This window comes from Yinghuangia soli, assembly GCF_021502675.1.
Classification (GTDB): domain Bacteria; phylum Actinomycetota; class Actinomycetes; order Streptomycetales; family Streptomycetaceae; genus Yinghuangia; species Yinghuangia soli.
In genome coordinates this window covers 61,166-80,774 of sequence record NZ_JAKFHA010000015.1, presented here as the reverse complement: position 1 = coordinate 80,774, position 19,609 = coordinate 61,166, and the positions used below count along the sequence as shown (strand labels likewise).

Here is a 19,609-nt window from a genome sequence, read left to right as displayed (position 1 = left end):
GGACGACTACATTGCGTCATCCACGGCGGCGCTGGGCGGCACTGGGCGGCAGTGGTGGCGCGTGAGGCGGACATCGGCCACTCCGGTGCGCGCATCGCGCAGCGTAGGCTGGAATCGTGACAAAGCGGCTGTTCTTCCGCCGGGATGAGCCGACGCCGCCGACCCGGTCGACGCGCCGAGTCATACGCCTGCTCGCCGCCGCGTTCCTGGCCGGGCTGCTGGGTCTGGCCGCATTGCTGACCGCCGCGGCCCCGGCCGGGGCCGCCGGGATCAGCGAGATCGCCGCGCAGCTGAAGACCGATCCGGTCTACACCGAACCGGCCGCCTCGGATGTCCTGCCGGCCGCCACCGCGGACGAGCTGCGGGCCGCGATCCGCGACTCCGGCAAGCCCGTCTTCGTCGTCGCGGTGCCCGCCGACTCCCCGCTCGCCGCCGCCGGTTCCCGCTCGGCAGTGCTCTCCGCGCTGCGCGAGCAGGTCGGCGTCCCCGGCGTGTACGCGGTGGCGGTCGGCCGCACGTTCGACGCCGCGGCAGACGCGTCCGTGCTGGCCCCGGCCCGGCTCGCCACCCTCAAGAGCGACAGCCTCGCCGCGAACCAGGGCAACGGACCGGGGCTGTTCACGCAGTTCGTCACCGGCGCGGTGGCGGCCGCGGGCTCCGGCGGCACCGCGTCCCCCGGGTCCGCGACCGCCTCGTCCCGCGGGTCCTGGCCCGGGCTCGTCGTCATCGGCGCGATCGCCGCGGCCGGCATCGGCGGGATGTTCCTGGTCCGCGGCCGCAAGCGGCGGCGCCGGGCGGCGGCCGAACGCGAGGCCCTCGAACAGATCCGGCCCACCGTGGACGAGGACATCACCGCGTACGGCGAGGCCTTGGGCTCGGCGCCGACCGGCAAGGCCGATGCGGCGATGCGCGAGGACTACGCGCAGGCCCTGGACGCCTACGACCGCGCGAAGTCCGCGCTGCGCTCGGCCCGCAGGCCGGACGACATCCGCGCGGTGAGCGAGGCCCTCGACGAAGGCCGCTTCGCGCTGGCCACGCTCGAGGCGCGCCGCGAGGACCGGCCGCTGCCCGAGCGGCGCCCGCCATGCTTCTTCGATCCGCGGCACGGCCCCTCGGTCGAGGACCGGGAGTGGACGCCGCCGGACGGGACCGCGCGTACCGTCCCGGTCTGCGCCGCCGACGCGGCCCGGCTCGCGGACGGCGCCGAACCGGCGGTCCGCGATGTCGACACCCCGACCGGTCGGCGCCCGTACTGGGAGGCCGGCCCGGCGTATGCGCCGTGGGCGATGGGCTGGTACGGCGGCATGCTCCTGCCCGGTCTGCTGATCGGCACCACGCTCGGCGGCGTGCTGAGCACGCCCGCCTACGGCCAGGACAGTTTCGGCGACGTCGGCGATGCGGGCGGCGGCGGTTGGGGCGACGGCGGGTTCGGCGGCTGGGGCGACGGCGGCGGTGGCGGTTGGGGCGGCGGCGACATGGGCGGCGGCGGGTTCTGAACGACTCCGGACGACGCCGGACGACTCCGCGCGACTCCTGGCGACTCCGAGCGGCTCCGGACGACAGGCTGCCGGGGCCCGGTAGCGTCGGGGCCGGCCGTCCCGCATGCGCCCGTCCCGCGCCCGACCGCAGCCCCAGGAGTGCCCGTGAGCCAGCCCGCGACGCCGCAGCCCGAGCCTCTCGCCCGCGAGACCCGCGAGACTCTCGACGCCGTGGGCGACCAGGTCGCCATCGCCGCGGCGTTCTGGGACGCCGCGTTCTCCGAGGGACGCTTCCTCGACCTGCCGCCGGACGGCTTCGTGACCGCCATCGCGGCCGCCGCCGAGCAGCACGGCCTGCTGCCCGGCCCCGGCCTGTGCATCGGTCCCGGCAACGGGCGCAACTACCTTCCCCTGGTGGCCGCCGGCCTCGACCTCGTCGGCCTCGACATCGCCGCGGCGGGCCTGGCCTCGCTGAGCGAGCGCGCCCCGGACCGCGCCGACCGGCTCGTGCTCGGCGACCTCTCGGCCCTGCCCGGCGACGCCGTCTACCCGGTCGTCATCGGACTCAACGTCTTCCAGCACGGCACCCGCGCGCAGGCCTCCGCGCACATCAGCGCCGCCCTCGAACGGGTCGAGCCCGGAGGGCTGTTCTGCCTCCAGGTCAACTCCGACCGGGCCCGCACCAACCGTCCGCACGAGCTCGTCGAGCGCGCGGACGACGGCTCGTTCACGGTCCGCTACGAACTCCCGGGCACCCCCGGCCTGTACTCGCACTTCTTCGCCGAGCCGAGCCTGGCCGCGCTGCTGGCCGGCAGCACCCCCGTCGTCCCGCTGCACATCGACGCCATCGACCCGGCCACCGGCGAGCCCGGCCCGTGGCACCGCTGGCAGGGCATCTACCGCCGCCCCGACCCGGCCGAGGCCGCCGCCTCCTGACCCGGCCGACCAGCACGGACTTCCGGCACGAACTTCCGGCGCAGGTCCCGGCTCGGCATCCGGCACGGGCCACGGCAACCGCCCGGATGGGTGCACGACAGCGCGCCCGTGCGTCCGCCAGACTTCGGCGCAGACCACATCGTCCCGGGAGTCCCACCGTGCCACCACCATCCCTGCCGCCGGTCAAACCCACCCACCGCTCCGCGGCGTACGACCGCTGGGAGCGGGTGACCACGCCGTGGCTGACGCTGCTCGCGGTCGTCTCGCTCACCACGTTCGTGGTCGGCGAGGCGCTGCGCGCGACCTCGCAGCCGGTGCTGTGGATCGAGTACGGGGTGTGGGCGGTGTTCCTCACCGACTACCTCGTGCGGCTGAAACTGAGCCGGGACCGCTGGCGGTTCGTCCGCACGCACCCGCTCGACCTGGCCGCGGTGGCATTGCCCGCGATGCGGCTCCTGCGGCTGATCGCGGTGATCGGCCGGATCGGCATGATCGCGCACCGCGGCCGCTCCGAGCGCCTGCTGGTGAGCACCGTGGCGCTCGTGCTGACCATCCTCGTCTCCGGCGCGGCCGCGGTCCTGGCCCCGGAACGCGGCGCCGAGAACGCGAACATCACCGACTACCCGGACGCCCTGTGGTGGGCCATAAGCACGGTCACCACCGTCGGATACGGGGACCTGCACCCCGTCACCCCGGAAGGACGCCTGGTCGGCGTGGTCCTCATGGTGGTCGGCATCGGCATGATGGGTGTGGTCACCGCGACCATCGCATCGCGCGTGATCCTGCCCGAGCAGCAGGCCGAGGACCGCGCCGAGACCGCCCGCCTGGAAGAGCGCCTGGCCTCCCTCGAAGAGCAACTCGCCCGCGCCCTGGCGCTCTTGGAGAACGAGTCCCGGCACCGCGAAGGCCCCGGCCCGGCATCTTCCGGCCCGGTCGGCGCGCTCGTCCCCGCCCCCGGAAACGCCCCCGACCCCGGCTCCGCAGACCGCACCGCCGCCACGGCGGCCGGCACGGGTGCCGGCACGAGCAGTTAACAACGGTCCGGTACGTTGGCCGCGAACGTGCCCGATCTTGAACCTTCTCGGGGGAACCACCGGTGATTCCGTCCCTGCGCCGCACCCGCGCCACGCGCTGGCCTGCTGCTCTCGTCCTGTCCTTCGGCCTCACGCTCGGCGCCGCCGGTACGCAGACCGCCGCAGCGCGGCCGCACGTGCCGGGCTGCGCGGCGGACGCCTCGCCCGGCCACACCCGGCAGCAGCTGCCGGACGCGGAGATCTTCGCGACCGACAACACTGCGCTCATCACCGACCCGCAGGACCCGCGACTGGCGACCGAGCTCGGCCGGTTCGGCTGCGAGGTGCGCGCCCTGGTGCGGGCCGGCGGCGGGGACCCGGAGGAGTCGTCGCTGCTCGACGGGGTGTTCTGGTCGAGCGACCTGCAGGCGGCGACGTACGAGCGCTCGCGGTCCTTCGACGTGGACGACGTCACCCCCGAGGAACTGCGCGCCATCGCCGAGCGCGTGCGCACCCGGTACAACCAGGAGTCGGTCCTGGTCTTCGACTACCTGCCGGCCTCGTCGCCGCAGGCCACCGCGGTCGAGGTCGAGGTCCCGGGGGTCGACGTGACGCGGCTGCACGACGGGCTGCTGGCCGATGCCGAGGCGCGCGACGTGCTGTACGGCGGCTCGGTGACGGTCCGCGGCGGCAAGCTGATCCTGGTGGCCGAGCGCACCGACCTGCCGGTCGTGCAGCGCTTCGTCGCCACGCTGGGCGGCGACTGGTCGAAGGCCCGGGTGCACTACGGCGCCCGCGAGTTCATCGGCTGAGCGGCCCGGACGGCGCAACACTGTGCGGCGGCCCCTTGTAGTACGAGGCCGCCGCTCCGGACACTGACGGCATGACGACCGCCGCAAGCCTTCCGCCCGAGCCCGAGCCCGAACACGTCGACGTGGTGATCGTGGGCGCCGGGTTGTCCGGCGTCGGCGCGGCGTACCGGTTGCAGACCGAGTGCCCGGAGCGGACGTACACGATCCTGGAGGCCAGGGACGCCATCGGCGGCACCTGGGATCTGTTCCGGTACCCCGGCGTGCGGTCCGACTCGGACATGTTCACGCTGGGGTACCCGTTCCGGCCGTGGCGCGAGGCGAAGGCGATCGCGGACGGCGATGCGATCCTGCGCTACATCCGGGAGACCGCCGCGGAGTACGGCATCGACCGGCGGATCCGCTTCCGTACCAAGGTGGTGCGTGCGGACTGGTCCTCGGACACGGCCCGTTGGACGCTGACCGTCGAGACGTCCCCGGCCGGCGACGGATCCGCGGCAAACGGTACCGCGTCCGAGCAGCGCACTCTGACCTGCGACTTCCTGTACGCCTGCGCCGGCTACTACAGCTACGACCAGGGACACACCCCCGACTTCCCCGGCGTCGAGGACTTCGGCGGCCGCTTGGTGCACCCGCAGTTCTGGCCGGACGATCTCGACTACCGGGACAAGCGCGTCGTGGTCGTGGGCAGCGGCGCGACCGCGGTCACCCTGGTCCCCGCGATGGCCGACGCGGCCGCACGCGTCACGATGCTGCAGCGCTCCCCCACCTGGATCAGCCCCGTCCCGGGCCGCGACATGATCGCCGACGCGGTCCGCAAGGTGCTCCCGGCCCGCCCCGCGCACAGCGTGGTGCGGATGAAGAACGTACTGTTCACGCTCGGCTTCTACCAGCTGTGCCGGCGCCGCCCGCAGACCATGCGCCGCCTGCTGACACGTCTCAACACCCGGATGCTGCAGGACGAGCAAACCGTCAAGGAGCACTTCACACCGGACTACGACCCGTGGGACCAGCGCCTGTGCGCGGCCCCGGACGCGGACATCTTCACCGCGATCCGGCAGGGCAAGGCCGACGTGGTGACCGACCGCATCGACCGGTTCGTACCCGAAGGCATCCGGCTGGCGTCCGGGCAGACCCTCGAGGCCGACATCGTGGTGAGCGCGACCGGTCTGCAACTGCTCGCGTTCGGCGGCATCACGCCGTATGTGGACGGCGAGCCGGTCGACCTGGCCCGGCAGTTCGTGTGGCGCGGCCTCATGCTCACCGGCCTGCCCAACTTCGCGGTGTGCATCGGCTACACGAACGCCTCGTGGACACTGCGCGCGGACCTGAGCTCGCGGCTGGTGTGCAAGGTGCTGCGGCACATGGACCGGTACGGGTACGCGTCCGTCGTCCCGGAGCCCGAACGGGTACTGGCCGAGCGGCCGCTGCTCGACCTCGCGTCCGGCTACATCCAGCGCTCGATCCAGGCGTTCCCGCGGCAGGGCGACCACAGCCCGTGGCTGGTCCGGCAGAACTACCTGCTGGACGCGGCCACCACGATGCGCGGCGACCTGCACCGCACCCTGCGCCCGACCAAACGCGCAGCCCTGGCCGCGCCCCGCGTGCCCCGCAACCCTCCGGTACGGGAACACGCAGGGTAGTGCCCGCTGAGGGCGTGTGTCAGGGCAGCCACCTCTCATGCCCTTCCATCGATGAGCGCAGCCACTTGTCGTACGCCTTGAGCCACTGGCCGCTGGTCCGGTAGTCGACCAGCACCTGGTTGACCCAGGCGATCAGGTCGGTGTCCGCTTTGTTCATCGCGATGCCCATGAAGGCGGGCACGATCGGCTCGCCCTGCACCTGGACCATGTCGTCCTGGGCGACCTGGGCGTACGCGAGGACGGTGTCCGCGAGGGTGGCGTCGATCTTGCCGAGCTGCATGAGGACCAGGCAGTCGAGCTGGTTCTCCACGATCTTCACCTCGGCGGTGGCGTGCTTGCCCGAGGCCAGTTCGGTCTCGGACGACGACTTGGCGGCCGCGCACACCCGCTTGCCCTTGAGCCCTTCGGCGACGGTGGCCGCCTTGACCGACTTGGGCACCACGAGCGACTGGCTGACCTTGAAGTACGGGGACGAGAAGGCGACTTCCTTCATGCGCTCGCAGGTGATGGTCATGGTCCGGACGATCATGTCGACCTCGCCGTTCTTGACCGCCTCGATGCGCCGGGCGGTGGGCACCGCCTTGAGGGTGAGCTTCGGCTCGCCGAAGATCGCGGTCGCGATCGCCTTCGCGAGGTCGATGTCGAAGCCCTGGATCTCGCCGGTCACCGCGTTGCGGTAGCCCCAGTTGTAGCTGTTCTGGTCGATGCCGACGACCAGGGAGCCGTGCTTCCTGATCGCCTCGATCTTCGCGCCTGCCTTCTTGGCGGGCGGCAGGCTCGTGGCCGTGTCGCAGGCGGCGTCCTCCGCGGCGGCGGCCGGGGCCGCGGCGGCCGCGGGCTGCGCGTCGCCGGGGCCGCTGCCCGCACGCGAGCTCGCGGTGCCGAACACGCCGGCGGCCAGCACGACCAGGACGGTGCCCAGGCGGGCCGTTGCGGTACGCATGCTCATGCCCGTCCCCTATCGGTATTCGGCGAGTCGGCGGCCGATGCCCCGGACCACGCCGTACAGCGCGGGCAGGGCCAGGACGGCGATGCCGATCGCGGCGGTCTTCAGGTCGCCGTCCACGCCGCGCACCGCGCGGGCGAACTCGGCCTTCTGGATCTGTGCGGCGTCGTTGAGCCGCTGGTCCATGGCGGTGAACGCGGCGTCGGAGGTCGCGCCGCCGGATGCGTCCACGGTGAGCTTGAGCGCGGCGTCGTAGTCGCCCTTCCCTTCGAGCGCCGTGGCGTCCTCGTGCCGCTTCTGCCAGAGGTCGAACTGCGCGCGGGCCTCGCGCAGCAGCCCGGTGGTGTCGCCCGGGGACAGCGCCTCGGCACGGGCCAGCGACCCCGGCCCGGCGCCCTTCCCGTCCGGTCCCCCGCCCTTCGTCAGGGCGGCGACCTCGGTGCCCCAGTCCGCCGCGTAGATCGTGCTGGCGCCGCGCGCGACCAGGTTGAGGTTCTCCGCGGCGTGCGCCTGCAGCGCGTCGAACCGGGCCTGGTCCAGCGCCCGCAGCGGGGCGGAGCCCCGGCTCCGGCTGTCGGACAGCGACGCTGCCGACGACGTGGCGGCGACCAGCAGCCAGACCACGCCGGCGAGCATCGCCGCGGTGGCCCCGGCCAGGCCCAGGTTGACCACCCGGTTCGTACGGCGGAAGAGCGCGAACTGGCACCACACCAGCGCCCCGAGGACGAGTCCGCCGAGCACCGCCGAGGCCCACGGAAACGCCTTGGCGTCCGCGTGGTCCGCATCCAGCCGCCGGGTCTCGGAGTCCACCAGGCGCTGCGCGTCCACGAGCATGGTGTCCTGCATGAGCGCCGAGGCGTAGCGCAGGTACGCGCCGCCGAGCGGGTAGCCGCGGCGATTATTGGCGCGGGCGTTCTCCACGAGGCCCGCGTAGACCGGCAGCTGCCGGTTCAGTGCGGCGATCGCCTGGTGCGCGTCGGAGGACATCGAGGTGCGGGCCGCCGCCCGGGAGAGCAGGTCGGACGCGGTGGCCAGGTCGGTCTCGTAGCGCTGCCGGACCGAGGCGGGCTCTTCCGCGGCGAGCAGGAAGCCGCCGGCCGCGGTGGTGTCGGCGTCCGCCAGCGAGCGGTAAATCTCCGCGGCGTCCTGGCTGAGCGGGCCGCTGTAGGTCGCCACCCGGTCAGCGGCGCGGGCCCGTTGGTTCATCTGGAGGCCGGCCACCAGGCCGAAGACGACGACCAGCACGCCGAGCGCGGCACCCGCGCCGCGCAGGCGCCGAGGTGTGGTGGCCAGGCTGCGCTGCAGCCGCTGGGCCAGGGATCTGCGGTCGTCCGGCCCGGTGGCAGGGACGGGTATTCGGGCCTGCGCGCCGGCCGCCGTCTGCGCCGGCGGACCGGCCTTCGGCGCAGCGCCTGCTGCCGGAGGCGTCACCGTACTTGCCGCCACTCACCCTCCCCACACCTGGCTGCGCCGGTTCGCGCCGCCGCCAGCAGTATGGTCGCAGGCCGGGGCGATCACGCCAGGGAGTTCCCTCGACCCCGCGCGGAACGTCGCCGCCCGGTCTACCGTGCCGCCCGGCCGGTCAGTCGCGGCGCAGCAGCAGGACGCCGTCGCGGGCCGCGACCTGCCGGAATCCCTGTGCTTCGAGGGCGGCGAGGTACGGCGGCATCCAGTCCGGGCCGCCGCCCCACAGCGCCGCGGCCACCCATCCGGGGCCGGGCAGCACGGTGGGGAACAACGTCACCCGGGTCCGGTCGGTGAGCTGCGGGGCGAAGCGGTCGGATGCGGATACCTGCGCGCCGTCCGGGATTCCGGCCAGCATGGCGCGGGCGGTGACGACTCTGGGCTCGACCGTCCAGGGCCGCTTGTGGGCGAGCTGCATGAGCGGGAAGTGGGGTGCGAGGGCGACGGAGACGGCGATCGGGATCACCGCGGCCTGCGCCGCGTACCGGCGCAGCCAATCGCGCGGGGACTTGCGCAGGCTGAGCACCGCGTCCGCGAAGGCCGCGAAGACGATCGGCATCAGGACCGCGCTGTAGTGGTAACCGACGTTCCAGTACAGGGCGTTGGTCGAGGTGAAGCGCCACAGCAGGGTGGGCAGGGCGAGCAGCATGAGCGGCGAGCGCAGCGCGAGGAACCCGGTGGGCAGCAGGAGCAGGAGCAGCGTCATCCACTTCTGGCTGGGGAACAGCATCAGTTCGGGCAGCCGCAGCAGGAGTTCGCCGACCGGGACGCTGTCGGCTCCGGCGAGCGGGTCGACGCCGCGCTCGCGGGGCGGGCCGCTGTTGAGGTTGCCCCAGAAGGGATAGTTGCCGTGCGGGTTCATGGCCGGGAGGAGCACGAACACGGTCAGCGCGAACACCGCGGCGCCGCCGCCGATCGCCGCGGCGGCCAGTCGGCGCCGGCCGCGGATCAGCAGGAACAGGCCGGCGGCGCCGAGCGTCAGCGCCAGGTCCTCCTTGACCAGCACGGTCGGCAGCAGCCACAGGAGTCCTGCGCGGTACTCGGCGCGCACGAAGCGCTCCAGCGCGAACGCCAGCATCGGGATCGCGAAGCACACTTCGTGGAAGTCGAAGCCGATGGTGCTCTGCAGTCCCCAGCTCAGCCCGTACGCCGCGCCGAACGCGGCGCCGCCCAGGTTGCCGAAGACGCGCTGCCCGATCCGGGTCATCGGCACCACCGACAGCGCGATCAGCAGCGCCTGGGCGACCAGCAGCGTCGCGGCCCCGGGAAAGAGCCGGTAGACCGGGGCGAGCAGCGCGAGGATCGGGTGGAAGTGCTCCCCGAGGACGTTGAAGCCGGGCCCGCGGATGTCGGACACCGGGGCCTCGAAGTGCGCGTAACTGCGCACGACTTGCTCGAACAGGCCGAGGTCGTACGCGTTGGTTTCCATGCGCTGGTGGCGGAGGAGCGAGTAGAGCGCGTAGAGGGTGTAGCAGACCGCGGCGAGCCAGTACGGCACCGCGCGGGCACTCGCGGCGAAGGCCGTCCCGTCCGCGAACCGGCCTCTCAGTGCGGTCCGCAGGTCGTCGGGCGGTTCCGGTCTGCGGGCGCCAGGAAGCGCCGTCCCGTGCGCGGTCGGGTCGTCCTGGGTCACCGGGCTGTTCATGGCACTCCGTCGCTCGGGCGCCCCACAACCTAACGGCCGGGACATACCGGACCCGGCCGTCTGCCCCGTCATTCACCCGCAAGGACCAACGGCGCCACCGCATCGGACGAGGCCGCCTGCCCGCCGGCTGCGGCACCCCTCAAGAACCTTGCGCATCAGCGTATTTCCGCAGCTCGGAAGGCCCTTCGGCACGGTCCGATTGTCAGTGCGGGTTGGCACAATAGTTCCCAACACCACCCGTTCGTTGTCGAACGGGTTGAAATGGCATCGCCAGAAGCGGAGTTCGATATGACGTTGACTCGGAATCCCGCTCTCCCGACCATGACCGGCTCGACCGCGCGGCCCGGTGCCGCGGGGTCGGCCATGAAGCCCGTCCGCATGTCCACCGCTCGGCGCGCGCTCGCCCGGATCTCCACCGGCGCGGTGCGCACCCACGCGGAGGGCGACGGCGCGCCCGGCATCTCGCCCCGCACCCTGCACACCCTCGACGCGCGCGGCCTGGTCCGGTACGGCGACGCCGTGCCCGGGCACGGGCGTCCGGTCCGGCCGACCCGGGCCGGCGTGCGGGCCATCGTCTCGCGCGGCCCGGCCGGAACCGCCGCGTGGCTGTGGCTGCTCGACCAGGACGAGCTGTGGGTCGCGGCCGACGGCAGCACCTTCCTGATCGCCGAAATGCCGCCACCGTACTGCGCGAACGTGGCGGCCTGGCTGCAGCGCAACGCCGCACTGATCCGCCGCTACGCCGCGCCGCAGCGCCGGGTCGACCCGCTGGCCTGGATCGACGCCACGCCGCTGATGCGCGCGCTGGTCGAGTCCGCGGCCGACTGACCGCCTGCCGGCCTGCCGGCCGGCAGGATGACCGCCCGCCTCGCTGCGCCCGGGTCAGCCCGAGCGCAGCGAGGCGGCACCGGGTAGCGTCCTGGGATCCGTTCCGAGATCTTGGGAGTGCCATGGCCGAGCCCCTCGTCGCCGCCGTCGCGGGGCGTGTCCCGCAGGTCGACCCCGCCGCGTTCGTGGCCCCGAACGCGGTGGTGGTCGGCGGCGTCACGCTGGCCGCCGGGGCGAGCGTCTGGTACGGCGCGGTGCTGCGGGCCGACGCGGACACCATCACCGTGGGCGCCGACACCAACATCCAGGACAACTGCACGCTGCACAGCGACGTCGGCTTCCCGACGGTCCTCGGCGAGCGCATCTCGGTCGGCCACAATGCGGTGCTGCACGGCTGCACCATCGAGGACGACGTCTTGGTCGGGATGGCCGCGGTCGTCCTCAACGGGGCCCGGGTGGGCGCGGGTTCGCTGATCGCCGCGGGGGCCGTGGTGCCGCAGGGCATGCAGGTGCCGCCCGGTTCGCTGGTGGCCGGCGTCCCGGGGCGGGTCAAGCGGGAGCTGACCGAGGAGGAGCGCGCGAGCATCCGGGCCAACAGCGACGGCTACCTCTACCTGGCCAAGGTGCACGAGACCGTCGGCGAATAGCCGCCGCGCTCTCTGTATGTGCCGACGCAGCTACCGATCAACCGGGAAACCAGGACCTAGGCGTCGCGGGCGCACCGGAACCCGGCGTTGCCGCTGGAACTGTCCGGCGTGTTGGCGGTGCGGGCGGCGACCCGGTAGCGGTTGCAGTAAGAGTCGTGGCACAGGTAGGAGCCGCCGCGCATGACCTTGTCGTGCCCGCGCTCGGGCCCGACGGGGTTGCGGACCGGGGCGCCGGGCGGGGCAGCCGGCGCCTTCTCCGTGCTCCACCAGTCCGCGCACCACTCCCAGACGTTGCCGGCCGCGTTGTGCAGCCCGTAGCCGTTGGGGGCGAAGGCATGGACCGGCGCGGTGCCGCGGTAGCCGTCCGCTGCGGTGTTCTTGACCGGGAAGGTGCCGCGCCAGATGTTGCACATGTACGTGCCGTCCGGCTCCAGTTCGTCGCCCCACGGGTAGCGGGCCTGGTCGAGGCCGCCGCGGGCCGCGTACTCCCACTCCGCCTCGGTGGGCAGGCGCTTCCCGGCCCAGCGGCAGTAGGCGTCCGCGTCGTTCCACGTCACGTGGACGACCGGGTGGTCGGCCCGGTCCTCGACCGTGCTGCCCGGGCCCTCGGGCCGGTCCCAGCGCGCCCCGGAGACGCCGCACCACCACGGCGCGCGCTCCGGGCGCGGGGCCCCTTTGCGCAGGGCGCCGGGCAGGAAGGCGGCGAACACGTACGACCAGCCCAGCCGCTGAGCGTCCGTCACATAGCCGGTGGCGGCGCTGAAGGCCGCGAACTCGGCATTGGTGACCGCGTACGGATCGATGCGAAAGGGCTCGACGTGGACGGCGCGGACCGGCCCCTCGGCGTCCGTGGCGAAGCCCTCGGCGTCGTCGGTGCCCATGAGGAACTCGCCGCCGGGCAGCAGGATCATGCTGTCCGGCGGCGTCGCGGTCGGCCTCGGGTCGGGCAGCGGTACGCCGATCTCCAGGAGTCCGCCGTGCGCCGCTCCGCCGCCTCGGGCCGGCATGCAGCAGCTCGCGGCAGGCTCGGGTGCGGGCTCACGTTCGGGCATGTGCGGCTCCTGGAGCATGGAGCCGGCTCACCGGCTCTGACCAGCTGTTACGTTCCCACGTATATAAGCATGGGTCAGCTCAGCGGCCTACTGCGCGGCCCGGCTTGAGTCGAGTCGTAGAGGAGTCTGCCGTCCGCGTCGTAGCTGCGAATGATCGGCGTGTATGTCTCCGGACGGACGAGTTCCCCGGCCGCGAACCAGAATCCGTGGGAGAGGGCGGCGTCCTGGGTCTTGCCGCCGTATTCCACGGTCACGCGGACCGCCTTCGGGTCCGGGAGGCGGCCGAAGTCGAGCCAGCGGAAGGGGAATTCCGGGCTGGGCTGCGGACGCTTCGCCAGGTCCGGGTAGCACAGGTCATTCCTCGCGACCGACATGGCGGCCGGCCGTGCCGCAGACTGGTCGGGAACCCGCCGGATGTCGCGTGCGCTGTACCAGCCGTCCGGGCTGTTCCGGCAATAGTCCGCGTTGCCTTCCGAGTCGACGGCCAGCAACGCGGTGCCCCAAGTGGTCGGACCCGGATTCGGAATGAACGGACCGAAGTAGAGGATCCGGTACTTGTCCGGGTCGCGTTCCGTGAACCGCGGGTACGCGGGATCCCCGGATGCCGTCGTCGGTGCGGCTTTCGCGTGGTGGTCTATGCAGTTCACCAGCACACCGCGGGCATCGCCCGCGGTGAACGCGGGATCCAGGACCAACGGCCCCGATGAGGCTTCCGGCACCGGCACGCCCGATGCAGTCCTCGGCGCGGGCGACACGCTGGTCGCCGGGCCGGGACCGGCGCTTGTGTCGAACGCCCCGGTGAACCAGGCCGATCCGCCGACCAGGCAGGCCACTGCCGCCGCGGCGGCGATCCCCTTGCGGATCCGGTTGCGGCGGCGCAGCCGGCGCCCTTTCGACAGCAGCGCCCCGATGTCCGGGCCCAGGCCCGGGTCGTCGCCCTCCAGGGCGAGCACCAGAACGTCGCGCACCTCGTCGTCGCTCATGCTGCGCCTCCCAGTGCCGCGGCCATGCTCGGCAGCCGCTCTTCGTTCCAACCCTGCGCGATCAGTGCCGCGCGCAGCGCCCCGAGGCCGCGCGCGGTCTGGCTTTTGACGGTCCCGGTCGAGCAGGCCAGCAGCCGGGCCGTCTCGGCGACGTCGAGGTCGTCGTAGAACCGCAGCACCAGCACCGCGCGCTGCCGCTTGGGGACCGCCGCGAGGGCGCGCGTGACGGCGATGCGGTTCTCGACCTGCTCGGGGGCGTCGTACGGCACCACCTGCGTGTCCGGCAGGTCCGTGCCCGAGCGCTCGCGGCGCCACGGGCGGCGGGCCTCGTCCAGCAGTGCGTTGAGCACCGCCTTCTTCGCGTACGCCTCCAGCATCTCGACGTGCTTGAGGCGCGGCCAGGCGACGTAGAGCTTCAGCAGGCCGGCCTGCACGGCGTCCTCGGCCTGCTGCGGATTGCCGCAGATCAGCAGCGCGGTCCGCCGCAACCGCGGCCATACGATCCGGACGAACTCGCTGAATTCGGCGTCATCCGTACCGCCCCGCGACCGTCTTGCGGCCCGCTTCTCCGACACTCGGCCCCCTTCGTCGTGCCCTGAACGGAATCGGCCAGCCCCGGGGTTGCACGACCCGGTGAAGATCTTGCGGGATCTCCGAACACCCGTACGCGGCGGGCTTCCGCGGAGATCACGGATCATCCGGACACCGAACGCATCCGGTCGCATTCCCGGTCCCGACACACCAATCTCGGCCGCTTGCCGAGAAGTCGGCACATCCTGTGACGGGAGCGGCCACAGTGATCGATCGGCACGGTCGAACCCGCTCATACGCCGCGGGGCACGCACCACCGCGGCGGCTCCCGTTTCCTCTTCCGGAAGGGCCACGCCTTGGGAAGCTCCGTCTCCGCCCTGCCCACCCGCCTGCTCCGCAGCGTGGTGAGCCTGGGCCTTCTTCTTGCCGCCTTAGGCCTGGCGGCGCTGCCCGCGCGGGCCGCGGCGCCGAATGCCACGCCCGGCACCGTCTTCAGCTGGGGTGCCCCGTACGCGGACAACCTCGGACGCCCGGCCTCGGACACCGAGCCGGTCCCGCGCCCGGTATGCCCGGTCGGCGCCCCCGTGGCCGGCCCGTGCACCGATCCGCTCGCTGCGGCGACCACGGTCAGCGTGTCGGCGTTCACCGGTGCCGTGGTGGTGAACGGCACCGTGCACACCTGGGGTGTCAACACGTCCGGGCAACTGGGCGACGGCACGCGCGACGACCGCCGCATAGCCGCGCCGGTGTGCGCGATCGGCGCCACCGCCCCGTGCACGCAGTACCTGACCGGCGCCCGTGACGTGGCCGCCCTGCCCGACACGGTGTACGCGCTGCTCGCCGACGGCACGGTCGCCGCCTGGGGGTCCAACGGCGACGGCCGGCTCGGCGCGGGCACCGCCGACGCGGACCGCACGGTCCCCACCCGGGTCTGCGCGGTCGGCGCGAGCGCCCCCTGCACGCAGTACCTGAGCAACATCGTGTCGATCTCGTCGGGCGGCTTCAGCGGCGGGCAGATGCTCGCCCTCGACTCGTCGGGGCGCGTATACGCCTGGGGCGACAACGAGTTCGGCCAGCTGGGCGACGGCACCACCACCGACCGGGCGGTCCCGGTCCGGGTGTGCGCCCCCGGCCAGTCCGCGCCCTGCGGCAGCTACCTCGACAACGCGGTCTCCGTGGACAGCGGCGCCACGCACAGCATCGCGGCGCTGTCGACCGGCGCCGTGCACACCTGGGGCTACGGTGCCGCCGGTCTCGGCACCGGCTCGTACGGACCCGCTCTGGTCCCGGCCCCCGTATGTGCGATCGACGCCGCGCTCCCCTGCTCGTCCTATCTGACCGGCATCACCGAAGTGTCGGGCCAGACCAACACGTTCGCCGCGCTCGACGGCAGCGGGAACCTCCTGATGTGGGGCGACAACTTCGGCGGGAAGCTGGGCGACGGCACCTTCACCGCCCGCGCGGTGCCCACCCGGGTGTGCGCGGTCGGCCAGACCGCGCCCTGCGGGACGCGCCTCACCGGGATCTCCGAGGTCGGCATCGGCCTCGGGCACGTCCTCGCCACGACGTCCGGCGGCGACCTGTACAGCTGGGGCACCAACCTGCAAGGCCAGCTCGGCACCGGTGCGAGCGGACCGGACCGGCTGGTCCCGGGCCGCGTCTGCGCCCCCGGCGCCGCGGCTCCGTGCGGCGAGTTCATGACCCGGGTGGTCGACATCGCCGCCGCTACCGCGTCCCTGGCGGTCCGCGGGCCGGCCGGGACCGACCTCGCGGTCACCACGACGGCAGCAGCGCAGGGCCTGGTCATCTCGACCGTCACGGTCACCGCCACGGTCGCCAACAACGGACCGGCCGCGAGCACCGCGTCGACCCTGACGTTCTCCTACCCGGCCGGCTACACCAACCCGGTCGCCGCGGGCTGCACGCTCGACACCACGGCCCGCACCGCGACATGCGCCCTGCCCGCGATCGCCCCCGGCGCGTCGACGGTCAAGACGCTGCGCCTGACCGTCGGGCTCCTCACCGTCGGCACCCAGCTCACGGTGACCGCCGCGACCACCAACACGACCCCGCCGGACACCGTCCCGGCCAACAACTCCGCCTCGGCCACCTGCCAGGCCCTGACCAGCCTGCTCGTGACCTGCTGACCGCGCGGGCGGCGCCCCCACGCGGGGCGCCGCCCGCCCGATGCGAAATGCCGGACAAGTAGGGACTCTTGCCCAAGGTCACGGCGGGCTGCTATCTATCGGAAGTCCGGACGATCTGCACGGCCGGGGCCCGCGGGTGATGCTGCGGCGTGCCGGGCGCTATCGGGGAGGCCGCTGGTGTCCGACGTCCAAGAGCGTGTCGCGGCAGTACCGGAGCCCGGCGAATGGGATCACGCGGACCGGCTGCCGGACGTGTCGTCGGCGGCCCGTACCGCGGCGCTGGTCGCGCGGACCTCGCACCTGATGTGGCGGCTGGTCGCCGAGCGCTTGGCCGAGCGCGGGCTTTCGCCGCGGGTGCACGCCATGCTGGGCCTGGTCGGGGAGCGCGGGTCGCTGTCCCGGCGCGAGATCGGGCAACTGCTGGGCGTGGACGGCCCGGAGCTGGCCGCGCTGACCGATGCGGCACTGGCCGACGGGTGGATCCGGCGGCTGCGGGTGCCGCCCGATCGGCGGCGCTACGAGTTCTATCTGACCGTCGAGGGCGAACGGGCCCGCAAGGCCGCGGACGCCGTCGTGCGCGCCGTCCAGGAGGAGTTGTTCGGGGGCCTGGACGCCTCCGAACATGCCGCGCTGCAGGCGGCGTTGGGGAAGGTCGCGGGGCGGCGGAGCGGAGCGCGGCCGGGCTGACGGGCGCGCTGCGGTCAGCGGGAGCGGCGCGGCTTTCCGCGCGGAGCCGGCTTCTTCGCGCCGCCGGCCGCACCGCCGCGGCCGCCCTTGGCGGCCGGCTTGCCGGATTTCCCGGCGGGCGGCTTGCGGCGGTCGCCTGCCCCGCCGCGCTCGGCCTTGGCGGCCGGCGGTGTGGGGGTGCGGCCGCGGGAGCTGTTGACCGTGCGGCCGCGCACGATGCCGATGAACTCCTCGACCAGGTCGGTGGTCTCGTCCTCGCGCCAGGACAGTGCAACGCGCGACTCGACGGCGTCGGTGACGGGCCGGTAGGTCAGGTCCTTGCGGTGGTGCAGCCGGGCCAGCGACTGCGGCACGAGGAGGACGCCGATGCCCGCGGCCACCAGCTCGACCGCGTCGGCGGTGGTGGCCGGGCGCTCCAGGGCCGGGCGGCCGGGCAGCTCGGGCCAGTCGAGGGTGTCGTCGAGCGGGTGCAGCACGATCTCGTCGGCCAGGTCCGCGACGGCGACCTCGTCGACCGCGGTGACGACGTGGTCCTTGGGGGCGACCACGACCGTGGTCTCGGTGTAGAGCGGGATGGCGCTGAGGCCGGTGCGGTCGATCGGCAGCCGGACCAGTCCCGCATCGGCATCCGCGGCCCGCAGCATCCCGGGCGCCTCGGCCGCGGTGACCTGGACCAGGTCGAGCGGCACGTCGGGCAGCCGCTCGGTCCAGATGCGCACCCACTTGGCGGGGGTCACCCCCGGCACGTAGGCGAGGCGGAACGAGGGAGGTGCTGCTTCCGGGCCTGTCACCCCGCCAGGTTACCGGGCATGATCGGGCGGACCTGCTGGGCTCGCTACCCTGGACTTCATGACGTCGCACAAGACCGCCCAGACCATGAAGCCCGCCACCGCGGCGAAGAAGCTGGGTGTGTACCTCCAGGCCACCCCCGCCGAGTTCCAAGAGGGTGTCGTCTCCCGCGACGAACTGAACGCGCTGCAGGCCGACCCGCCCGCGTGGCTGGCCGACCTTCGGCGCAACGGCCCGCACCCGCGGCCCGTGGTGGCCGCGAAGCTGGGCATCTCGATCGCGGGCCTGGCCCGCGGCGGGGTGACCGAGGCGCTGACCACCGAGGAGATCGAGGCGCTGAAGGACGAGGCGCCCGAGTGGCTGGCGTACGAGCGCGCCACGCAGGCCGAGGTGCGCCGGGAAGCGGTCCGCATCAAGGAGAAGAACGAGGCGAAGGCCGAGGGCGCTCCGGCGGCCAAGCCCGCCAAGCCCGCGAAGAACGCCAAGAAGAAGCCGGGCAACCGGCGCTGAACCCCGTCCGGCGGCCCGGCAGGCGGTCTCACTCGACCCGCTGCCGGGCCGTCGGCATGTGTGCCGGGACCGTGCCGAGGGCCAGCACCGCGGCGGTCCCGCCCAGGGCGGCGAGCAGCGCGAACATGTGCGCGTAGCCGCCGAGCGGCCCGGCGAGCGCCGCGCCCGCCCACGGCGACAGCGCGGAGGCGGCCATCGCGGGGGCCGACAGGATCCCGGACAGCGTGCCGTACGACGCCGCGCCCCAGCGTTCGGTGACCGCCGTCGCACTGAGCAGTGTGGCCATGCCGCGGGCCGCGCCGGCCAGGACCGAGATGACCACGAGCAGCCAGACCGGCCCGGGCACGAAGGCCAGCATCGCGGTGGTCAGCGCGGTGGCCGCGAAGATGCCGGTGATGCGGCCGCGGACGCCGCTGCGGCGGGCCAGCGCGGCGTAGCCGAGGCGGCCGACGACCTGTCCGGCGCCGCCGAGGCCGAGCGCCCACGCCGCGACGGTGGTGCTCGATCCGCGCTCGGTGAGCAGCGGGACGAGGTTGACCACGCCCGCGTACATCCCGAACGAGCCGATCGTCATCGCGGCGACCAGGAGCAGGAACGGCCTGCTGCGGATCACCGGTCGGACGTCGGGCGGAGAATGCGGTGCCGCGGGCGCGTGCTTGTCCGCGCCCGGCCCTCCGGAGGCCGCGGCCGGGGGCGGCGGCCACGGGCGGCGCAGGACGACCGCGTGCAGCGGGATGGTGACGACCGCGAGCACGGCGGCCAGGACGACATAGACGCCGCGCCACGAGAAGTGCGCGGCCAGCGCGACGGTCAGCGGGGCGAAGACCGTGCTCGCCAGGCCCGCGACGAGGGTCACGGTGGTGAGCGCGGCCAGGTGCCCGGGCCCGTACCAGCGGGTGAGGGCCGCGAAGGCGGGCTGGTAGAGGATCGCGGACATGGCGACGCCGGCCAGCACCCAGGCGGCCGCGAACCACCACAGGTTCGGCGCCCAGGCGACCGCGAGCACGGCGAGGACCGCGACCGCGGAGCCGGCGGTCATGAGCAGGTGCGGGCCGCGCCGGTCGAGGAGGCGGCCCACGGGTATGCCCACGATCCCCGACACGGCCAGCGCCACCGAGAACGCGGCGGTGCTCGCGGAGGCGGACCAGCCCGTGTCGTCGGTGATCGCCGGGGCGAGCACCGGGAAGGCGTAGTACAGGACGCCCCAACTGGTGATCTCGGTGATGCACAGCGCGGTGAGGACCGCGCGAAGCCGCGGCCGGACGTCGTCCTCGGCCGCGGCCTTCGCCGCGCCGGCCGCAGCGGCCGCGCCGGATTCCGGCGCCGACGTGCGCGGCCCGGCTCGGAAACTGTTCACCGCGGCAATCTAGGTGCAGAAGCGGTAAGGGAACAGACCGGGTTCGGCCCATTACCGCAGCGTCCCGGACGAGTTGTGGGGGGGGGGGGGGGGGGCCCGGCCCCCCCCCCCCCCCGGGCGGCCGGAGGCGACGGCAGGCGCGGG

Annotated in this window: 18 protein-coding genes; 10 read left to right on the top strand and 8 right to left on the bottom strand. The window is 73.6% G+C overall.

Annotated elements, in window-relative coordinates:
• The first annotated feature begins 116 nt into the window (after positions 1-116).
• From LZ495_RS23905 to LZ495_RS23885, 5 genes are all read left to right on the top strand, one after another.
• The gene (locus tag LZ495_RS23905; protein WP_235054912.1) at positions 117-1,496 is read left to right on the top strand and encodes a hypothetical protein; all 1,380 of its coding nucleotides are present in this window, start codon (positions 117-119) and stop codon (positions 1,494-1,496) included.
• 147 nt (positions 1,497-1,643) lie between these two features.
• The gene (locus LZ495_RS23900; RefSeq protein WP_235054911.1) at positions 1,644-2,414 is read left to right on the top strand and encodes a class I SAM-dependent methyltransferase; all 771 of its coding nucleotides are present in this window, start codon (positions 1,644-1,646) and stop codon (positions 2,412-2,414) included.
• Between the two features lie 158 nt (positions 2,415-2,572).
• Positions 2,573-3,448 carry a potassium channel family protein gene (locus LZ495_RS23895; RefSeq protein WP_235054910.1) on the top strand — a complete coding sequence of 292 codons (876 nt, stop codon included), beginning with the start codon at positions 2,573-2,575 and terminating at the stop codon, positions 3,446-3,448.
• Between the two features lie 62 nt (positions 3,449-3,510).
• A complete protein-coding gene (locus LZ495_RS23890) occupies positions 3,511-4,239 on the top strand; it encodes a hypothetical protein (protein WP_235054909.1) in 729 nt (242 codons plus the stop codon).
• Positions 4,240-4,310: 71 nt separating this feature from the next.
• On the top strand, positions 4,311-5,879 hold the full coding sequence (locus LZ495_RS23885; protein WP_235054908.1) for a flavin-containing monooxygenase: 1,569 nt from the start codon (positions 4,311-4,313) through the stop codon (positions 5,877-5,879).
• Positions 5,880-5,898: 19 nt separating this feature from the next.
• Here LZ495_RS23885 and LZ495_RS23880 read toward each other — a convergent pair whose 3' ends face one another.
• From LZ495_RS23880 to LZ495_RS23870, 3 genes are all read right to left on the bottom strand, one after another.
• Positions 5,899-6,828 (bottom strand): glutamate ABC transporter substrate-binding protein, encoded by a 930-nt coding sequence (locus tag LZ495_RS23880; RefSeq protein ID WP_235054907.1) that lies wholly within the window; start codon positions 6,826-6,828, stop codon positions 5,899-5,901.
• 9 nt (positions 6,829-6,837) lie between these two features.
• On the bottom strand, positions 6,838-8,271 hold the full coding sequence (locus LZ495_RS23875) for a GlnX family signal transduction membrane protein (protein WP_235054906.1): 1,434 nt from the start codon (positions 8,269-8,271) through the stop codon (positions 6,838-6,840).
• Positions 8,272-8,407: 136 nt separating this feature from the next.
• A complete protein-coding gene (locus LZ495_RS23870; RefSeq protein WP_235054905.1) occupies positions 8,408-9,934 on the bottom strand; it encodes a DUF2079 domain-containing protein in 1,527 nt (508 codons plus the stop codon).
• 288 nt (positions 9,935-10,222) lie between these two features.
• On the opposite strand from LZ495_RS23870, the gene LZ495_RS23865 reads away from it, so the two are divergent.
• Positions 10,223-10,762: a hypothetical protein gene (locus tag LZ495_RS23865; protein ID WP_235054904.1), complete on the top strand. Its 540-nt coding sequence runs from the start codon at positions 10,223-10,225 to the stop codon at positions 10,760-10,762.
• Between the two features lie 122 nt (positions 10,763-10,884).
• The gene (locus LZ495_RS44170; protein WP_268823257.1) at positions 10,885-11,409 is read left to right on the top strand and encodes a gamma carbonic anhydrase family protein; all 525 of its coding nucleotides are present in this window, start codon (positions 10,885-10,887) and stop codon (positions 11,407-11,409) included.
• 56 nt (positions 11,410-11,465) lie between these two features.
• On the opposite strand, the gene LZ495_RS23855 is transcribed toward LZ495_RS44170, so the two are convergent.
• The 3 genes from LZ495_RS23855 to LZ495_RS23845 all read right to left on the bottom strand — a co-directional run bounded on the left by LZ495_RS23855 (position 11,466) and on the right by LZ495_RS23845 (position 14,019).
• The gene (locus LZ495_RS23855; protein ID WP_372498636.1) at positions 11,466-12,461 is read right to left on the bottom strand and encodes a formylglycine-generating enzyme family protein; all 996 of its coding nucleotides are present in this window, start codon (positions 12,459-12,461) and stop codon (positions 11,466-11,468) included.
• Between the two features lie 74 nt (positions 12,462-12,535).
• Positions 12,536-13,444 (bottom strand): hypothetical protein, encoded by a 909-nt coding sequence (locus tag LZ495_RS23850; RefSeq protein WP_235054903.1) that lies wholly within the window; start codon positions 13,442-13,444, stop codon positions 12,536-12,538.
• On the bottom strand, positions 13,441-14,019 hold the full coding sequence (locus LZ495_RS23845; protein WP_235054902.1) for a SigE family RNA polymerase sigma factor: 579 nt from the start codon (positions 14,017-14,019) through the stop codon (positions 13,441-13,443). Before LZ495_RS23845 ends, LZ495_RS23850 begins: the two co-directional genes overlap by 4 nt.
• 312 nt (positions 14,020-14,331) lie before the next feature.
• Between LZ495_RS23845 and LZ495_RS23840 the strand changes: the two genes are divergently transcribed.
• Positions 14,332-16,122: a CARDB domain-containing protein gene (locus tag LZ495_RS23840; protein ID WP_235054901.1), complete on the top strand. Its 1,791-nt coding sequence runs from the start codon at positions 14,332-14,334 to the stop codon at positions 16,120-16,122.
• A 177-nt stretch (positions 16,123-16,299) separates the two neighbouring features.
• Complete coding sequence (locus tag LZ495_RS23835) at positions 16,300-16,809, top strand: MarR family winged helix-turn-helix transcriptional regulator (RefSeq protein WP_235054900.1); 510 nt, start codon at positions 16,300-16,302, stop codon at positions 16,807-16,809.
• 14 nt (positions 16,810-16,823) lie between these two features.
• On the opposite strand, the gene LZ495_RS23830 is transcribed toward LZ495_RS23835, so the two are convergent.
• On the bottom strand, positions 16,824-17,600 hold the full coding sequence (locus LZ495_RS23830; protein WP_235054899.1) for a LysR family substrate-binding domain-containing protein: 777 nt from the start codon (positions 17,598-17,600) through the stop codon (positions 16,824-16,826).
• Between the two features lie 58 nt (positions 17,601-17,658).
• On the opposite strand from LZ495_RS23830, the gene LZ495_RS23825 reads away from it, so the two are divergent.
• Entirely contained in the window at positions 17,659-18,108 is a 450-nt protein-coding gene (locus LZ495_RS23825) for a DUF5997 family protein (RefSeq protein ID WP_235054898.1), read from the top strand.
• Positions 18,109-18,136: 28 nt separating this feature from the next.
• On the opposite strand, the gene LZ495_RS23820 is transcribed toward LZ495_RS23825, so the two are convergent.
• Positions 18,137-19,465, bottom strand: a complete 1,329-nt coding sequence (locus LZ495_RS23820; RefSeq protein WP_372498635.1) for an MFS transporter — start codon at positions 19,463-19,465, stop codon at positions 18,137-18,139.
• Positions 19,466-19,609 lie beyond the last annotated feature (144 nt).

Bases quoted from the DNA above. Each gene is read 5' to 3' on its own strand.
- LZ495_RS44170 (WP_268823257.1), top strand. From the start codon at position 10,885: ATGGCCGAGCCCCTCGTCGCCGCCGTCGCGGGGCGTGTCCCGCAGGTC.
- LZ495_RS23865 (WP_235054904.1), top strand. From the start codon at position 10,223: ATGACGTTGACTCGGAATCCCGCTCTCCCGACCATGACCGGCTCGACC.
- LZ495_RS23880 (WP_235054907.1), bottom strand. From the start codon at position 6,828: ATGAGCATGCGTACCGCAACGGCCCGCCTGGGCACCGTCCTGGTCGTG.
- LZ495_RS23850 (WP_235054903.1), bottom strand. From the start codon at position 13,444: ATGAGCGACGACGAGGTGCGCGACGTTCTGGTGCTCGCCCTGGAGGGC.
- LZ495_RS23825 (WP_235054898.1), top strand. From the start codon at position 17,659: ATGACGTCGCACAAGACCGCCCAGACCATGAAGCCCGCCACCGCGGCG.
- LZ495_RS23870 (WP_235054905.1), bottom strand. From the start codon at position 9,934: ATGAACAGCCCGGTGACCCAGGACGACCCGACCGCGCACGGGACGGCG.
- LZ495_RS23855 (WP_372498636.1), bottom strand. From the start codon at position 12,461: ATGCCCGAACGTGAGCCCGCACCCGAGCCTGCCGCGAGCTGCTGCATG.
- LZ495_RS23885 (WP_235054908.1), top strand. From the start codon at position 4,311: ATGACGACCGCCGCAAGCCTTCCGCCCGAGCCCGAGCCCGAACACGTC.